The sequence below is a fragment of the Deinococcus sp. genome, from assembly GCF_018260555.1.
Taxonomy (GTDB): domain Bacteria; phylum Deinococcota; class Deinococci; order Deinococcales; family Deinococcaceae; genus Deinococcus.
On the sequence record NZ_JAGLBB010000007.1, the window covers coordinates 26,916 to 40,174 of the forward strand.

Annotated in this window: 9 protein-coding genes; 7 read left to right on the forward strand and 2 right to left on the reverse strand. The window is 69.7% G+C overall.

The features are described 5' to 3' along the window. Positions 1-185: 185 nt before the first annotated feature. The 5 genes from QZ271_RS02655 (at position 186) to trpD (ending at position 8,798) form a co-directional block, all read left to right on the forward strand. Positions 186-1,370, forward strand: coding sequence for a sorbosone dehydrogenase family protein (locus QZ271_RS02655; protein ID WP_291428715.1), 1,185 nt, complete (start codon positions 186-188; stop codon positions 1,368-1,370). Between the two features lie 178 nt (positions 1,371-1,548). Beyond that, complete coding sequence (locus tag QZ271_RS02660) at positions 1,549-5,172, forward strand: DEAD/DEAH box helicase (protein ID WP_291428717.1); 3,624 nt, start codon at positions 1,549-1,551, stop codon at positions 5,170-5,172. A 301-nt stretch (positions 5,173-5,473) separates the two neighbouring features. Beyond that, positions 5,474-6,904 carry an anthranilate synthase component I gene (gene trpE / locus QZ271_RS02665; RefSeq protein ID WP_291428719.1) on the forward strand — a complete coding sequence of 477 codons (1,431 nt, stop codon included), beginning with the start codon at positions 5,474-5,476 and terminating at the stop codon, positions 6,902-6,904. Between the two features lie 191 nt (positions 6,905-7,095). After that, positions 7,096-7,797 (forward strand): aminodeoxychorismate/anthranilate synthase component II, encoded by a 702-nt coding sequence (locus QZ271_RS02670; protein ID WP_291428721.1) that lies wholly within the window; start codon positions 7,096-7,098, stop codon positions 7,795-7,797. Further along, a complete protein-coding gene (gene trpD / locus QZ271_RS02675; RefSeq protein WP_291428762.1) occupies positions 7,797-8,798 on the forward strand; it encodes an anthranilate phosphoribosyltransferase in 1,002 nt (333 codons plus the stop codon). The genes QZ271_RS02670 and trpD overlap by 1 nt, the downstream gene beginning before the upstream one ends. A gap of 78 nt (positions 8,799-8,876) precedes the next feature. Here the strand turns inward: trpD and QZ271_RS02680 are convergent, their stop codons facing one another. After that, a complete protein-coding gene (locus tag QZ271_RS02680; protein ID WP_291428723.1) occupies positions 8,877-9,338 on the reverse strand; it encodes an Lrp/AsnC family transcriptional regulator in 462 nt (153 codons plus the stop codon). Positions 9,339-9,504: 166 nt separating this feature from the next. On the opposite strand from QZ271_RS02680, the gene QZ271_RS02685 reads away from it, so the two are divergent. Next, complete coding sequence (locus QZ271_RS02685) at positions 9,505-10,917, forward strand: KamA family radical SAM protein (RefSeq protein ID WP_291428725.1); 1,413 nt, start codon at positions 9,505-9,507, stop codon at positions 10,915-10,917. Positions 10,918-11,059: 142 nt separating this feature from the next. Next, complete coding sequence (locus tag QZ271_RS02690) at positions 11,060-12,433, forward strand: acetyl ornithine aminotransferase family protein (RefSeq protein ID WP_291428727.1); 1,374 nt, start codon at positions 11,060-11,062, stop codon at positions 12,431-12,433. 315 nt (positions 12,434-12,748) lie between these two features. Here QZ271_RS02690 and QZ271_RS02695 read toward each other — a convergent pair whose 3' ends face one another. Continuing rightward, entirely contained in the window at positions 12,749-13,231 is a 483-nt protein-coding gene (locus QZ271_RS02695) for a peroxiredoxin (protein WP_291428729.1), read from the reverse strand. Between the last annotated feature and the right edge of the window lie 28 nt (positions 13,232-13,259).

Sequence of the window (13,259 nt, forward strand, 5' to 3'; positions counted from 1 at the left end):
CGTCTCAGAGCGGGCAGGAGATAGGTGGGCGCCGGGCGTGGAAGTGGTAACCCGCCGCATTGGCTACGTGTAACCGAAACACAGGGCAATCCCGGTGAGGCACATTCCCTCTCCCCCCGTCCGGCGTGAAGCGGCGCTTGAGGGCGCTGGTGGGCGCGGCTCATGAGCGGCTGCTCTGCTGGGGTATGTTCTCAATTCGCGCCCGCCGCCGTCCGCTGCCGCCCTTCCCGTCCGCGTCGCCTGCCCGCTCTGGGCTGGCCCGCTCCAGGATGGGGCGCACGGCCGCAACGCTGCTGACGGGCCTGCTGGGCGTGTCGGGGACCGGCTGCGCTCAGGGTGCCCCGGTCGCCGGCCTGAACGTTCCGGACGGGTTCAGGGTCACGCTGTTCGCGGACGGATTCAAGAAACCGCGCTTCATGGTGGTGGCCAGGAACGGTGACGTGCTGATCAGCGACCAGAGTGCGGGGACGGTCACGGTCATGCCGGACCGCAACCGTGATGGGAAGGCCGACAGCAAGCAGGTGTACGCCAGCGGCCTGAACCAGCCGCACGGGCTGGCTATTCACGGCGCTTACCTGTACGTGGCGAACACGGACGGCGTGGTGCGCTACCCGTTCAGGGCCGGTGACCTGAAGGCCAGCGCCCCCCCGCAGAAGATCGTGAGCCTGCCGGGCGCGGGCGGTCACTCGACCCGCACGGTGGAATTCGGGCCGGACGGGCGGATGTACGTGGCGGTGGGCAGCACCTGCAACGTCTGCGAGGAGGGTGACCCGAAACGCGCCGCCATCTGGGTGTACGACGCCGACGGCCGGAACGGTCGGCCCTACGCGACCGGGCTACGCAACGCCGTGGGCATCGAGTGGTTCGGGGGTCAGCTGTTCGCCACGAACAACGGCCGCGACATGCTCGGCGACGACCTGCCGCCCGAAGGCTTCTACCGCGTCAGGGCCGGCGGGTTCTACGGCTGGCCGTACTGTTACACCACGCAACCCGGACGGCCGCAGGTGTGGGATAAGGACTTCGGGAAAAAGGCGGCCAGTGTCTGCGCGGCCGCCACGCCCGCCTTCGCGCTGACCACCGCGCACTCCGCGCCGCTGGGGCTGGCGTTCTACGGCGGCAAGACCTTCCCGGCCGCGTACCGGGGGCAGATGTTCGCGGCGCTGCACGGCAGCTGGAACCGCAGTGTCAAGAGCGGGTACAAGGTCATCATGATCGACCCGGCGACCGGCAAGACCACGGACTTCGTGACGGGCTTCCTGAACGGCCAGACGGTCGTGGGCCGTCCCGTGGATCTGGTCGTCGCGGCCGACGGGGCCCTGCTGCTCAGTGACGACGGCGCCGGGCGCGTCTGGCGCATCCAGGCCCGCTGACTCCCAGGCTCTGGCTCCCCGGTTCCTGGTGCGCGCTTGGTGTTGCTGTGCAGCTTCGTTCATGGCAGCGGCGCGCTAGACTCCGGGGCGTGTTTATGACTGGCGTTCCGTCCTCTCCGTCCCGCTCGACTGGCCGGACGCCTGCATGGCGCGCCCAAGCTGACGGCCGGGTGGGCGCGTGAAACTCAGCCGCCTGCCGCCGGGCTTCGCGCTCGACACGGCCGCGCAGGGCCTCTCGCTGCGCGAGGAGAGCGTGCAGGGCGTCACGCGCCACTGGACCGACGCGGGCTGGCACGCCGAGGCGACCGTCATGGACAGCGGGCACCCCTACCACGCCACCGTGGACCTGCTGCCCCCCCCGGACCCGCAACTGCGCGGCAGCAGCTGCACCTGCGGCCGCTACCGCTGCCGGCACGTGGCCGCGCTGGTCCTGGCGACCGATCCGCCCGACGGTCCCCGCCCCGCCCGCCCGGAACCCGCCCCGGACGCCGCGCCCACCGAGGAGTCCCTGGACGCCCGCACGCAGCAGTGGCTGGCGTCGTTCACGGAGACCCGCGCGCCCGCCCGTGGCCGGCAGTTCGAGCTGCGGTACGTGCTGCGTTTCCTGCCGACCGGCACCAGCGTGGGCGCCTCGCGCCGCGTGGCCGTGCAGCTCACGCGCGTGCCCCTGCGCGGCGACCTTCCGGACCTGAGCAGCGCCGAGCGGTACTCGCTGCCCCGCAACCTCGCGAGCGCCCCGGCCTTCGTGCGGCGCGACACGCACCTGCTGCGCCTGCTGGACGTCGCCACCACCGCCACGCACGAACCCGGCCGCTGGCAGGACGAACTGCACGTCCTGGGTGACCATCCGGCCGCCGACCTGCTCATTGACAGCATGCTCGACTCGGGCCGCCTGTGCTGGGAACGTCCGGACGCGACGCTCACCCGCGGCCCGGACCTGCACGGGCACCTGGCCTGGATGTCCGACGTGCGCGGCGCCCAGACGCCCACCCTGCACGTCCCGGACGCGCCGGACGCCATCATCCTGCCCACCCCGCGTCCCTGGGCCGTGCAGCGCCCCGCGCCGGAAGGCCAGCCGAACGCGGCCCACCGGAGTACGGCCCATCAGAGTGCGGGCCGGGCGCACCACCAGCAGCGCCGCAGGGCCGCCCCTGCCCCGGCCGCGCTGCTCTCGCGGGTGCAGACCGACACGCCGCCCGATCAGGTGGCCCGCTTCCTGACCGGGCCGGTGCTGCCACCTGCGCAGGCAGTGGCGCTGGCGCACGCCATCACCGCCACCGGCCTGAACCTGCCCATCCCACAGACCGTGCGCGTGCGCGAGGAACGCCTGCCGTACACCCCGCAACTGCACCTGTCCTCCCTGCCCGGCGCACGTCAAGGCGCCGCCCGCCACGCCCCTGGCACGCGCCCGGAACCCGTCACCGTGCCCACCGCGCTGCTGCGCCACGCCTACGCCGGCATGACGGTCCCCGACACGTACGCCGAGGGGGGCGGCGGCGGCGGCGGACCCACCGTGTACCGCGAGGGCGTCCTGACCCGCGTGGCCCGCGACCCGGCCGCGGAACGCCGCGCCGAACACACCGTCGCCCTGGCCGGATTCATGCCGCTGGAAGAAGCCCTGGGAGACACCTACCACCTCACGGCCCCCGACCTCGACCGCCTCCTGACGCTGGGGGACGACGAGGACGCCTGGATGACCTTCATGCGCTCGGGCCGCGCCGAACTGGAAGCGCAGGGCGTCAACGTGCACGTCCACCCGGATTTCCCCATGAACTTCGCCGAGATCAGCGACTGGTACGGCGAGACGAACGACGCGGCCGGCGGCTGGTTCACGCTGGACCTCGGGATCGTCGTGGACGGCACCCGCATCAGCCTGATTCCGGTCCTGGCCGACCTGATCGCCCGCCAGCCGGGACTGTTCACGCCCGAGGCCCTGGCCTCGCTCGACGACACCGAAACCCTGCACGCCTCCCTCGACGACGGCCGCCGCGTCGCCCTGCCCGCCGGCCGCATCCGCGCCATTCTGGGCGTACTGGTCGAACTGAACCTGCGCGACCTGCCACCCGGCCCCCTGCGGCTGCCCCTGCTCGACGCCGCCCGGGTCGCCCAGCTCGAAGAGGCCGTGCAGGCCCGCTGGCTGGGCGCCGAACGCCTGCTGGAACTGGGCCGCAAACTCCGTGATTTCAACGGTATCCGCGACGTCACCCCGCCCGCCAACCTGAACGCCAGCCTGCGCCCCTACCAGCGTCAGGGCCTCGCGTGGCTGCAATTCCTGCGCGAGTACAGCATGGGCGGCATCCTCGCCGACGACATGGGGCTGGGCAAGACCGTTCAAACCCTCGCGCACCTGCTGGTCGAGCAGGCGTCGGGCCGCGCCGACCGGCCCAGTCTGGTGGTCGCGCCGACCAGCGTGATCGGGAACTGGCAGGCGGAAGCGGCGAGGTTCGCGCCGGACCTGCGCGTCCTGACCCTGCACGGCAAGGACCGCCGCGCCCTGTTCCCGCAGATTCCGCAGCATGATCTGGTGCTGACCACGTACCCGCTGCTGCCGCGCGACATTGATGAGCTGGGCGCGTTCGGGTACCACCTGGTGATTCTGGACGAGGCACAGAACATCAAGAACGCCCGCACGGCGGCGGCCAAGGCGGCGGGCTCACTGAACGCCCGGCACCGGCTGGCGCTGACCGGCACGCCACTGGAAAATCACCTGGGCGAGCTGTGGTCGCAGTTCAACTTCCTGGCGCCGGGCCTGCTGCACGATGAGAAAACCTTCCGGGAGCTGTACCGCACGCCCATCGAGAAGCGCGGTGAGGCGGGGCGGCGCGCCGCGCTGGCCGCGCGGGTCCGGCCGTTCATCCTGCGCCGCGAGAAGCGGGACGTGGCGCGAGAACTGCCACCCAAGACCGAGATTCCGGTGCGCGTCACGCTGGACGGCGACCAGCGGGACCTGTACGAGACGGTGCGCGTGACCACCGAATCCCGCGTGCGCGAGGAACTGCGCGCCCGGGGCCTGTCGCGCAGCACCATCGCCATCCTGGACGCCCTGCTGAAACTCCGGCAGGCGGTCACGGACCCGCGCCTCGTGAAACTGGATGCGGCGCGGAGCGTGAAAGGCAACGCGAAATTCGAGTGGCTGAGCACCACCCTGCCGCAGATGGTCGAGGAAGGCCGCCGCGTCCTGATCTTCAGCGGGTTCGCGACGCTGCTGGGCCACCTGGAAGACTGGCTGCGTGACATCCGCATTCCGTACTCCATGATCACCGGCAGCACCCAGGACCGCCAGAGGCAGATCGAGGCCTTCCAGAGCGGCAAGACGCACGTGTTCCTGATCACCCTGAAGGCCGGTGGGGTCGGCCTGAACCTCACGGCGGCCGACACGGTCATCCACTACGACCCGTGGTGGAATCCGGCTGCCGAGGATCAGGCGACCGACCGCGCGTACCGCATCGGGCAGGACAAACCCGTGTTCGTGTACAAACTGATCGCGGCGGGCAGCGTCGAGGAACGCATCCTGGACCTCCAGGCGCGCAAGGCCAGTCTGGCGCGCGGCATTCTCGACGGCGGCCTGAGCGACGCCACGCAACTGACCACCGCTGACCTCGACCGCCTGTTCGCGCCACTGGAAGACGGGGCCGACAGCGACGCCGGGCCGGACGACCCTGACGAGGACGACCGCAGCGACACAGACAGCAGCGATACAGACACCACCGACACAGATAGCGGTGATACAGACACCGCCGACACAGACGGCACGGCGCGTACCGGTTCCCCGACCCGCCCGGACGTACTGGTCCGGCGGTGAAAGCCCAGCCCTGCACCCACCGGCCAGGCGGGCGGTGTAGACCACGCCCCGCAGCCCGCTTGAGTCCCGCCCGGCCGGGGCGCTATGCTGCGCCGCATGAACGCGAACGGCAAGTGGTGGCCCGGTTTCCCCTGGGCTTGACACGTCTGCTGTTCCCGCATGGAACGCGCCCAGGTGGATCACTCCACCGGGCGCGTTCTCTGTACGGCTCACCTCACCTCACCCGGCCACCTCACCTCACCCGGCCACCCTGCCTTACCCGGAGACCCTGCCTCTCACCCCGGCGGCACCCAGGAGCGTCATGACGAACCCGACCCCCCCCACCCTGCCTGCCCTGGCCGTCGCCGCGCAGGAACTCAACGCCGACCTCGACACGCCCGTCACCGCGTACCTGAAAGCCGCGCAGGGCGAACCCGTCGCCTTTCTGCTCGAAAGCGTCGAGGCGGGCGAGACCCTCGGCCGGTACTCGTTCATCGGCGTGGGTGAACAGGGGCGCTTCGAGGCGCGCGGCACGCACGTGACGAGCAGCGGCACCTTCGGCACGCACGGCGGCCCCGTGCCCGACCCACTGGCGCACCTGTACGCCGCCGTCACCCGCCCCGCACCCGTTCCCGCTGGGCTGCCCGCCCTGATCGGCGGGGCCGTCGGGTACGCCGCGTACGACCTGATCCGCGCGTACGAAACCCTGCCGGACGGTAACCCCGACGAACTCGGCGTGCCCGATGCGTGTTTCATCGCGCCGCGCGGCATGGTCATCTTCGACCACCTCAAGCACCGCCTGATCGCCGTCGCGACCGCCGCGCGGCAGGCCGACGCCGACGCCGAGGTCGCCGCGCTCGTGGCGCGTCTGCGCGGCCCGCTGCCTGGCGTGCCCGGCCAGCACCCCACTCAGGCGCCCGCCTTTACCAGTAATTTCACGCCGGACACCTACCGCGACGCCGTGAACCGCGCCCTGGAGTACATCCGCGCCGGCGACATCTTTCAGGTCGTGCCCAGCCAGCGCTTCAGCGCGCCCCTGGGCGACCTGCACCCCTTCGCGCTGTACCGCGCGCTGCGCCGCGTGAACCCCAGCCCGTACCTCGGATACCTGCAACTCGGGCCAGTCACGCTGGTCGCCAGCAGCCCCGAGAGCCTGCTGGCCAGCGACGGCCACGCGGTGACTACCCGGCCCATCGCCGGCACCCGCACGCGCGGCGCCACCCCCGAACACGACAACGCCCAGGCCGCCGAACTCCTGGCCGACGAGAAGGAACGCGCCGAGCACCTGATGCTCGTGGACCTGGGCCGCAACGACCTCGGCCGGGTCAGCCGGTACGGCAGCGTCCGGGTGCACGACGCCTTTACCATCGAACGTTACAGCCACGTCATGCACATCGTCTCCAGCGTCACCGGCACCCTCCGGGACGACCAGACGCCCCTGCACGCGCTGGCCAGCGTGCAACCCATGGGCACCGTCAGCGGCGCTCCCAAGATCCGCGCCATGGAAATCATCGACGAACTCGAACCCACCCGGCGCGGCCCCTACGGCGGCAGTTTCGGTTACATCGCCCTTGACGGCAGCATGGACATGGCCCTCACGCTGCGCACCATGGTCATCACGGGCGGCCAGGTTCATATTCAGGCCGGAGCGGGCGTCGTTGCCGACAGCGACCCCGCCAGCGAGGAACTCGAAACCCGCAACAAGGCCGCCGCCCTCATGCGCGCCGTCGAACTCGCCGCAGGAGGGCTGTGAGTGCGCCGTGGTGGGTAGAGGGGCAGCCGTGAGCGGCAGCTCACCACCCGCGCCCCCACCGTTCAGGCGCTCACCGTCCCTACCTCACTGTCCCGCCCCGCCAGTTCTCCAGTAACCGTTCTCCAGTAACCGTTCTCCAGTGACGCCACCTACCAGGACACCCGTTTCGCGTGCATGAAAGGACAATCACGATGACCACCCCCCCTGTTTCCGGCCCTCACAGCCCGCACGCTGCACTCCGCGTCCTGCTGATCGACAATTACGACTCGTTCACGTATAACCTCGTGCAGTATTTCGGGGAGCTGGGGGCGGACCTGACCGTGTGGCGTAACGACGCGTTCACGCTGGACGAGGTGCGGGCCCTGAACCCGGACGCGGTCGTGGTGTCGCCGGGGCCGTGCACGCCGTCAGAGGCGGGGCTGAGCGTGCAGGTGATCCGCGAACTGGGGCCGGCCGTGCCTACGCTGGGCGTGTGCCTGGGCCACCAGAGTATCGGCGAGGCGTTCGGGGCGCGGGTGGGCCGGGCCATCCTGCCCGTGCACGGGAAGACCAGTCCGGTGCGGCATGACGGCTCCGGGCTGTTCGCGGGCCTGCGGGACGGGGTGACGGTCACGCGCTACCACTCGCTCGTGGTGCGCGACCTGCCGCCGGAACTGGTGGCGACCGCCTGGACCACCGACCCGCACGAGGAGGTCGTGATGGCGCTGCGGCACCGTGAATTCCCGGTGTTCGGCGTGCAGTTCCACCCGGAGAGTGTGGCCACGGAGGGCGGCATGCAGATGATCAGGAACTTCCTGGCGGAGGTCCGGGCGTTCCAGTCGGCGCAGGCCGCGTCAGGTTCGGGTGCCGCGCCCGGTTGGAATGCCGCGCCGGTGGCAGAGGCGGGCGCGTGATGCACGCGAGACTGATGAACGGCGAGCGGCTGTCGCAGGGGGACGCGGCGGCGTTCATGCGCGAGGTCATGGAGGGCGACGTGAGCGGCGTGCGGCTCGCGGCGGCCCTGGCGGCCCTGCGGGTGCGCGGCGAGACGCCCGAGGAGATCGCGGGCTTCGCGCAGGCCATGCGGGAGAACGCGGTGCGCGTGAACGTCACGCCCCGCCCGGTGCTGCTGGACGTGGTCGGCACGGGCGGCGACGGCGCGCACACCTTCAACATCAGCACCACGACGGCGTTTGTGGTGGCCGGCGCGGGCGTGCCGGTCGCCAAGCACGGCAACCGCGCCGCGAGCAGCCGCGCCGGCAGTGCGGACGTCTTGGAGGTGCTGGGCGTAAACCTGGACGCCAGCCCCGAGGTCGTGGCGGACGCCGTGAACACCCTGGGCATCGGGTTCATGTTCGCCCGCAACTACCACCCGGCCCTGCGGCACGCGGCGGCCGTCCGCTCGGACCTGGCGGCGCGGACGGTGTTCAACATCCTGGGGCCACTCAGCAACCCGGCGGGCGCCACGCACCTGGTGGTGGGTGTGTTCAAGCCGGAACTGACGCGCACGCTGGCCGAGGTCCTGCGCCTGCTCGGCGCGGGCGGCGCGACCGTCGTGTACGGCGACGGCCTGGACGAGTTCACGGTCAGCGGCGTGAACACCGTCTCGGGCCTGCGGGACGGCGAGATCATCGACCGCAGCCTGCACCCGGAAGAGGCGGGCGTGGACCTGCACCCGCGTGAGGCGATTGTGGGCGGCACACCCGCCGATAACGCGCAGATCACCCGCGCCCTGCTGACCGGCGGCGGCACGGCCGCCCAGCGGGACATCGTGGCACTGAACGCCGGAGCGGCCCTGCGTACGGCGGGCGCGGTGGACTCGATCCGCGCCGGGGTGGAACTGGCCCGCACGGTCATGGGCAGCGGCGCCGGCTGGAGCACCCTGGAACGCTACGCCGCCCACACCCGCCGCTAAGCCGACCATCCCTACCGACCGCCCCCTGCCGACCACCCCCTGCCGATCATCACCGCCGACGGCCGAGTTCTCCGCTGTCTACTGGGGCGGCAGCAGCAGTTTGCCTTCCAGGGGGGTGCTCAGGACGATGCTGGTGTCGCAGGTGAAGCCCATGTTGATCAGTTCGGTCAGCATGTGTTCCAGGGCGCCCACGTCGGGCACGGCAACCTTCAGGATGCAGGAGTTGTCCCCGGTGACGGAGTGGCATTCCAGCACGCCGTCGTGCTTGGTGGCCCAGCGGACCAGGGTGGGGTCGTTGCGGCCACTGTCCTGCACGCCGATGAACGCGGTGATGGTGCGGCCCAGGGGTTTGGCGGCGACGCGCACGCCGTAGCCGAGGATCACGCCGGCGTCCTCGAGGCGGCGCACGCGTTCCGTCACGGCCGGGGCGCTCAGGCCCACGCGGCGACCCAGTTCACGCATGCTCAGGCGCGAATCGGTCTGCAGTTCCTGAAGGATGCTGTGATCGAGGGGGTCGAGGTGGCCGCCGGACTGTCTCATACCCCCAGCCTAGCATTTGGAAGGTCGTGGGTGGCGTTTGAGAGTTTTGTGTGCGTGAAACCTGCCCACACGCCCGGCGCCCGCCCATTCCAATGGGAGCCGCGCGGCACGGACAATGAGAGGGCACCCCATTCGAGTTCCGCCCCCAGCTCTTCCGGAGGCTGCCATGCCCATTCACCCGAACGCCACCACCGACAGCCAGACCATGCTTCCCCGCAACCACCGCGCGCCCCGGTGGGCGGACGTACCCGACGAGCAGTGGTACGACTGGAAATGGCAGCTGAAAAACCGCATCAACACCGTCGAGGAACTCGAATCCGTCATCCGCCTGACCGACAGTGAACGCCAGGGTGCCAGCGCGTCAGGCATCTTCCGGCTGGACATCACGCCGTACTTCGCGTCCCTGATGCACCCCACGGACCCCACCTGCCCCGTGCGGCGGCAGGTGATCCCCACCCACCACGAACTCGAACCTTTCACGTCCATGATGGAAGACAGCCTCGCCGAGGACAAGCACAGCCCCGTGCCCGGCCTGGTGCACCGCTACCCGGACCGGGTACTGATGCTGGTGACCACCCAGTGCGCCAGTTACTGCCGCTACTGCACCCGCAGCCGCATCGTGGGCGACCCCAGCGAAACCTTCAACCCCGCCGAGTACGAGGCGCAACTGAATTACCTGCGCAACACGCCGCAGGTGCGCGACGTGCTCCTGAGCGGCGGCGACCCGCTCACGCTGGCGCCCAGGGTGCTGGGCCGCCTGATCGCGGAACTCCGCAGGATCGAGCACATCGAGATCATCCGCATCGGCACGCGCGTGCCCGTGTTCATGCCCATGCGCGTCACGCAGGAACTCTGCGACGTCCTGAGCGAGAACCACCCGGTCTGGATGAACATTCACGTCAACCACCCCCGCGAGATCACCCCAGAAGTCGCCGACGCCTGCGACCGCCTCACGCGCGCCGGCGTGCCGCTGGGCAACCAAAGTGTGCTGCTGCGCGGCGTGAACGACCACGCGGTCATCATGCAGAAACTCGTGCGGGAACTCGTCAAGATCCGCGTCCGCCCGTACTACATCTACCAGTGCGACCTCGTCCACGGCGCCGGGCACCTGCGCACCACCGTCAGCAAGGGCCTGGAAATCATGGAAAGCCTGCGCGGCCACACCAGCGGGTACTCGGTCCCCACCTACGTCGTCGATGCGCCCGGCGGCGGCGGCAAGATTCCCGTTGCGCCCAACTACGTCCTTTCGCACAGCCCCGAGAAACTCATCCTGCGGAACTTCGAGGGCTACATCGCCGCGTACAGCGAACCCACCGACTACACCGGCCCCGACATGCTCGTCCCCACCGAGTGGCAACGCAAGGAACCCGGCCAGAGCGGCATCTTCGGCCTGATGGAAGGCGAACGCATCAGCATCGAACCCAAGGAATTCAGCGAGAGCCGCAACCGCCCCGGCACCACCAAGCACCGCCTGAACAGCCGCGAGGACAAATGGGCCGCCCACGGCATCGGCCTGGACGTGACCGACACCGCGCCGGGCGGCATGGTGCAGGCCGCGCACCCCGTCAGCGGCGACTGAAAAAAGGCGCCCCCCCGGGTCTGCTGTGCGGCCCGCTTCCCTCAAGGGAAGCCAGACATCGCGCCTCCCTGAGGCGAGAGGTGCCCCGGTGGGGCGCAGGGGTCGTCCGCGAATCTGCCGTCCCTTCCCCAGGAGAACCACAATGACTACCCTTCCCAAACCCCGTCAGCCTGAACTTAAGACCTCGCTCCCCGGTCCCAAAACGGCGGCGATCATGGCCCGCGACGCGCAGCACCTCTCGACCTCGTACATGCGCCCTTACCCGTTCGTGCCAGATCACGGGGAGGGCGTGTGGCTGACCGACGTGGACGGCAACACCATGCTGGATTTCTTTGCGGGGATCGCGGTCAGCACGACCGGGCACGCGCATCCGCATGTGGTCAGGGCCGTGCAGGAGCAGATCACCAGATTCGCGCACGTGTGCCTCACGGATTACCCGCAGGAGATCACGACCAGCCTCGCCGAGCGCATGGTCAGGCACGTCGAGAAACCCGGTGAGAAGTGGCGCGTGTTTTTCGGGAACAGCGGCGCGGAGGCCGTCGAGGCGGCCGTGAAACTGGCCCGCAACCACACGGGGCGGCCGCACATCATCAGTACGCTGGGCAGCTTCCACGGGCGCACGTACGGCGCGATCACGCTGACGGGCAGCAAGACGAAGTACAAGCGCGGCTTTGGGCCGCTGCTGCCGAACGTGTCGCACGTGCCGTACCCGAATCCGTTCCGGCCCCCGCTGGGCGCCACGGCCGAGACCTGCGGTCAGGCGGTGATCGATCACATCGAGGGGCTGTTTCAGACGATCATTCCGGCGGATGAGGTCGCGGCGTTCATCATCGAACCGATGCAGGGCGAGGGCGGGTACATCGTGCCGCCGGCTGGCTTCCTGAAGCAGCTGCGCGCGCTGTGCGACGAGCACGGCATCCTGCTGATCTTCGACGAGGTGCAGGCCGGGATGGGCCGCACCGGGAAGATGTACTCCTTCCAGCAGTTCGGGGAGGACGGCGGCGTGCAGCCGGACATCATTACGGTCGCCAAGGGCGTCGCGTCGGGCCTGCCGATCAGCGCCATGCTGGCGAAAGAAAGCGTGATGACGTGGCCGGTCGGGTCGCACGGCAGCACCTTCGGCGGGAATCCCGTGGCGGCCGCCGCCGCGCACGCCACGCTGGACCTGCTTGAAGGCGTGGTCAAGCACCCCGGTTGCGGCGAGAGCCTGATGGAGAACGCCGCCAGCGTGGGCGAGTTCATCCTGACCGAACTGAAGGGCATGCAGGCGGAATTCCCGTTCATTGGGGACGTGCGCGGCCAGGGGCTGTTCATCGGACTGGAATTCGTGCAACCCGGCGGCAGCCCCGACGGCAAGCTCCGCGACGCGGCCAGCATGGCGATGTTCGGGCGCGGCCTGCTGAACCTTGACTGCGGCGAGGCTGTCATCCGCATCAGCCCGCCCCTGATCCTGACGCGTGAGGAAGCCGCGACAGGCCTGGACATCATGCGGGACGCCCTGCGCACCCTGAAGTAAAGCACCCTGGTACGGATTCCGATTGATTCGGTGCAGTTCTGAATCAATCCGAGCGGACGCGAGTAGGAACAGAAGACGCCCCTTCGCTGTATGGAGCCACAGACGGCGATTTTCCGACTGTGGCGGAATGGAGCGGCAGTCCGTATGGTACGAGTCGGGCCGCCCCGTGCCAGGAGCGGCCCGCCCTGTTTAAGTACACTGCGTTTATCTTGTCGATAAACCGCGCGGAGCGCGTAGCAGAAGAAAGTACGTTGGAGCGGGAATGGAGAGGTTCCGGCGCTTTTCCGGCAGGGCGCAATGTTAGCTTCAAGGTACTTAGCCGCTGGTGGCTACGCTGGTGTTTGGGGCGGCTTCCAGTTCTTTCAGGGCGCCCGTGACGTGCGTCATGGGGTTGGCGCTGCGGTGAATCCAGGTGACGGTGCCGTGCGGGTCGATCAGGAAAGTGGCGCGGTCGGTCATTCCGAGCAGGCGGTTCAGGCCGCCGATCACGCCGTACGCCCTGGCGAGGCTGCGGTCGCTGTCGGGAATCATGGGGAACGTCAGGGAGCAGGTGTCGCGGAAGCGGGCCTGCCGGGCTTCGGTGTCGGTGCTCACGCCGATCACCTGCGCGCCGTGTCGTTCGAATTCCGGCAGTGCCGCCTCGAACCGCTGCGCTTCGATGCTGCATCCGGCGCTGCTGGCGCGCGGGTAGAAGTACAGCACGGTCCACTGGCCGCGCCGCTCCTGCAGGGACACGCGGCGGCCGTCGTCGGTGCGGCGCGTGAAGTCCGGGGCGGGCTGGCCGACTTGAAGGCTCATGCGCCCGATTCTACGCGCCGTCCTCCAG

What these genes read in the sequence shown, in the direction of transcription:
- QZ271_RS02655 (WP_291428715.1), top strand. Translation starts at nt 186, where the DNA reads ATGTTCTCAATTCGCGCCCGCCGCCGTCCGCTGCCGCCCTTCCCGTCC.
- trpE (WP_291428719.1), top strand. Translation starts at nt 5,474, where the DNA reads ATGACGAACCCGACCCCCCCCACCCTGCCTGCCCTGGCCGTCGCCGCG.
- QZ271_RS02670 (WP_291428721.1), top strand. Translation starts at nt 7,096, where the DNA reads ATGACCACCCCCCCTGTTTCCGGCCCTCACAGCCCGCACGCTGCACTC.
- trpD (WP_291428762.1), top strand. Translation starts at nt 7,797, where the DNA reads ATGCACGCGAGACTGATGAACGGCGAGCGGCTGTCGCAGGGGGACGCG.
- QZ271_RS02680 (WP_291428723.1), bottom strand. Translation starts at nt 9,338, where the DNA reads ATGAGACAGTCCGGCGGCCACCTCGACCCCCTCGATCACAGCATCCTT.
- QZ271_RS02685 (WP_291428725.1), top strand. Translation starts at nt 9,505, where the DNA reads ATGCCCATTCACCCGAACGCCACCACCGACAGCCAGACCATGCTTCCC.
- QZ271_RS02690 (WP_291428727.1), top strand. Translation starts at nt 11,060, where the DNA reads ATGACTACCCTTCCCAAACCCCGTCAGCCTGAACTTAAGACCTCGCTC.
- QZ271_RS02695 (WP_291428729.1), bottom strand. Translation starts at nt 13,231, where the DNA reads ATGAGCCTTCAAGTCGGCCAGCCCGCCCCGGACTTCACGCGCCGCACC.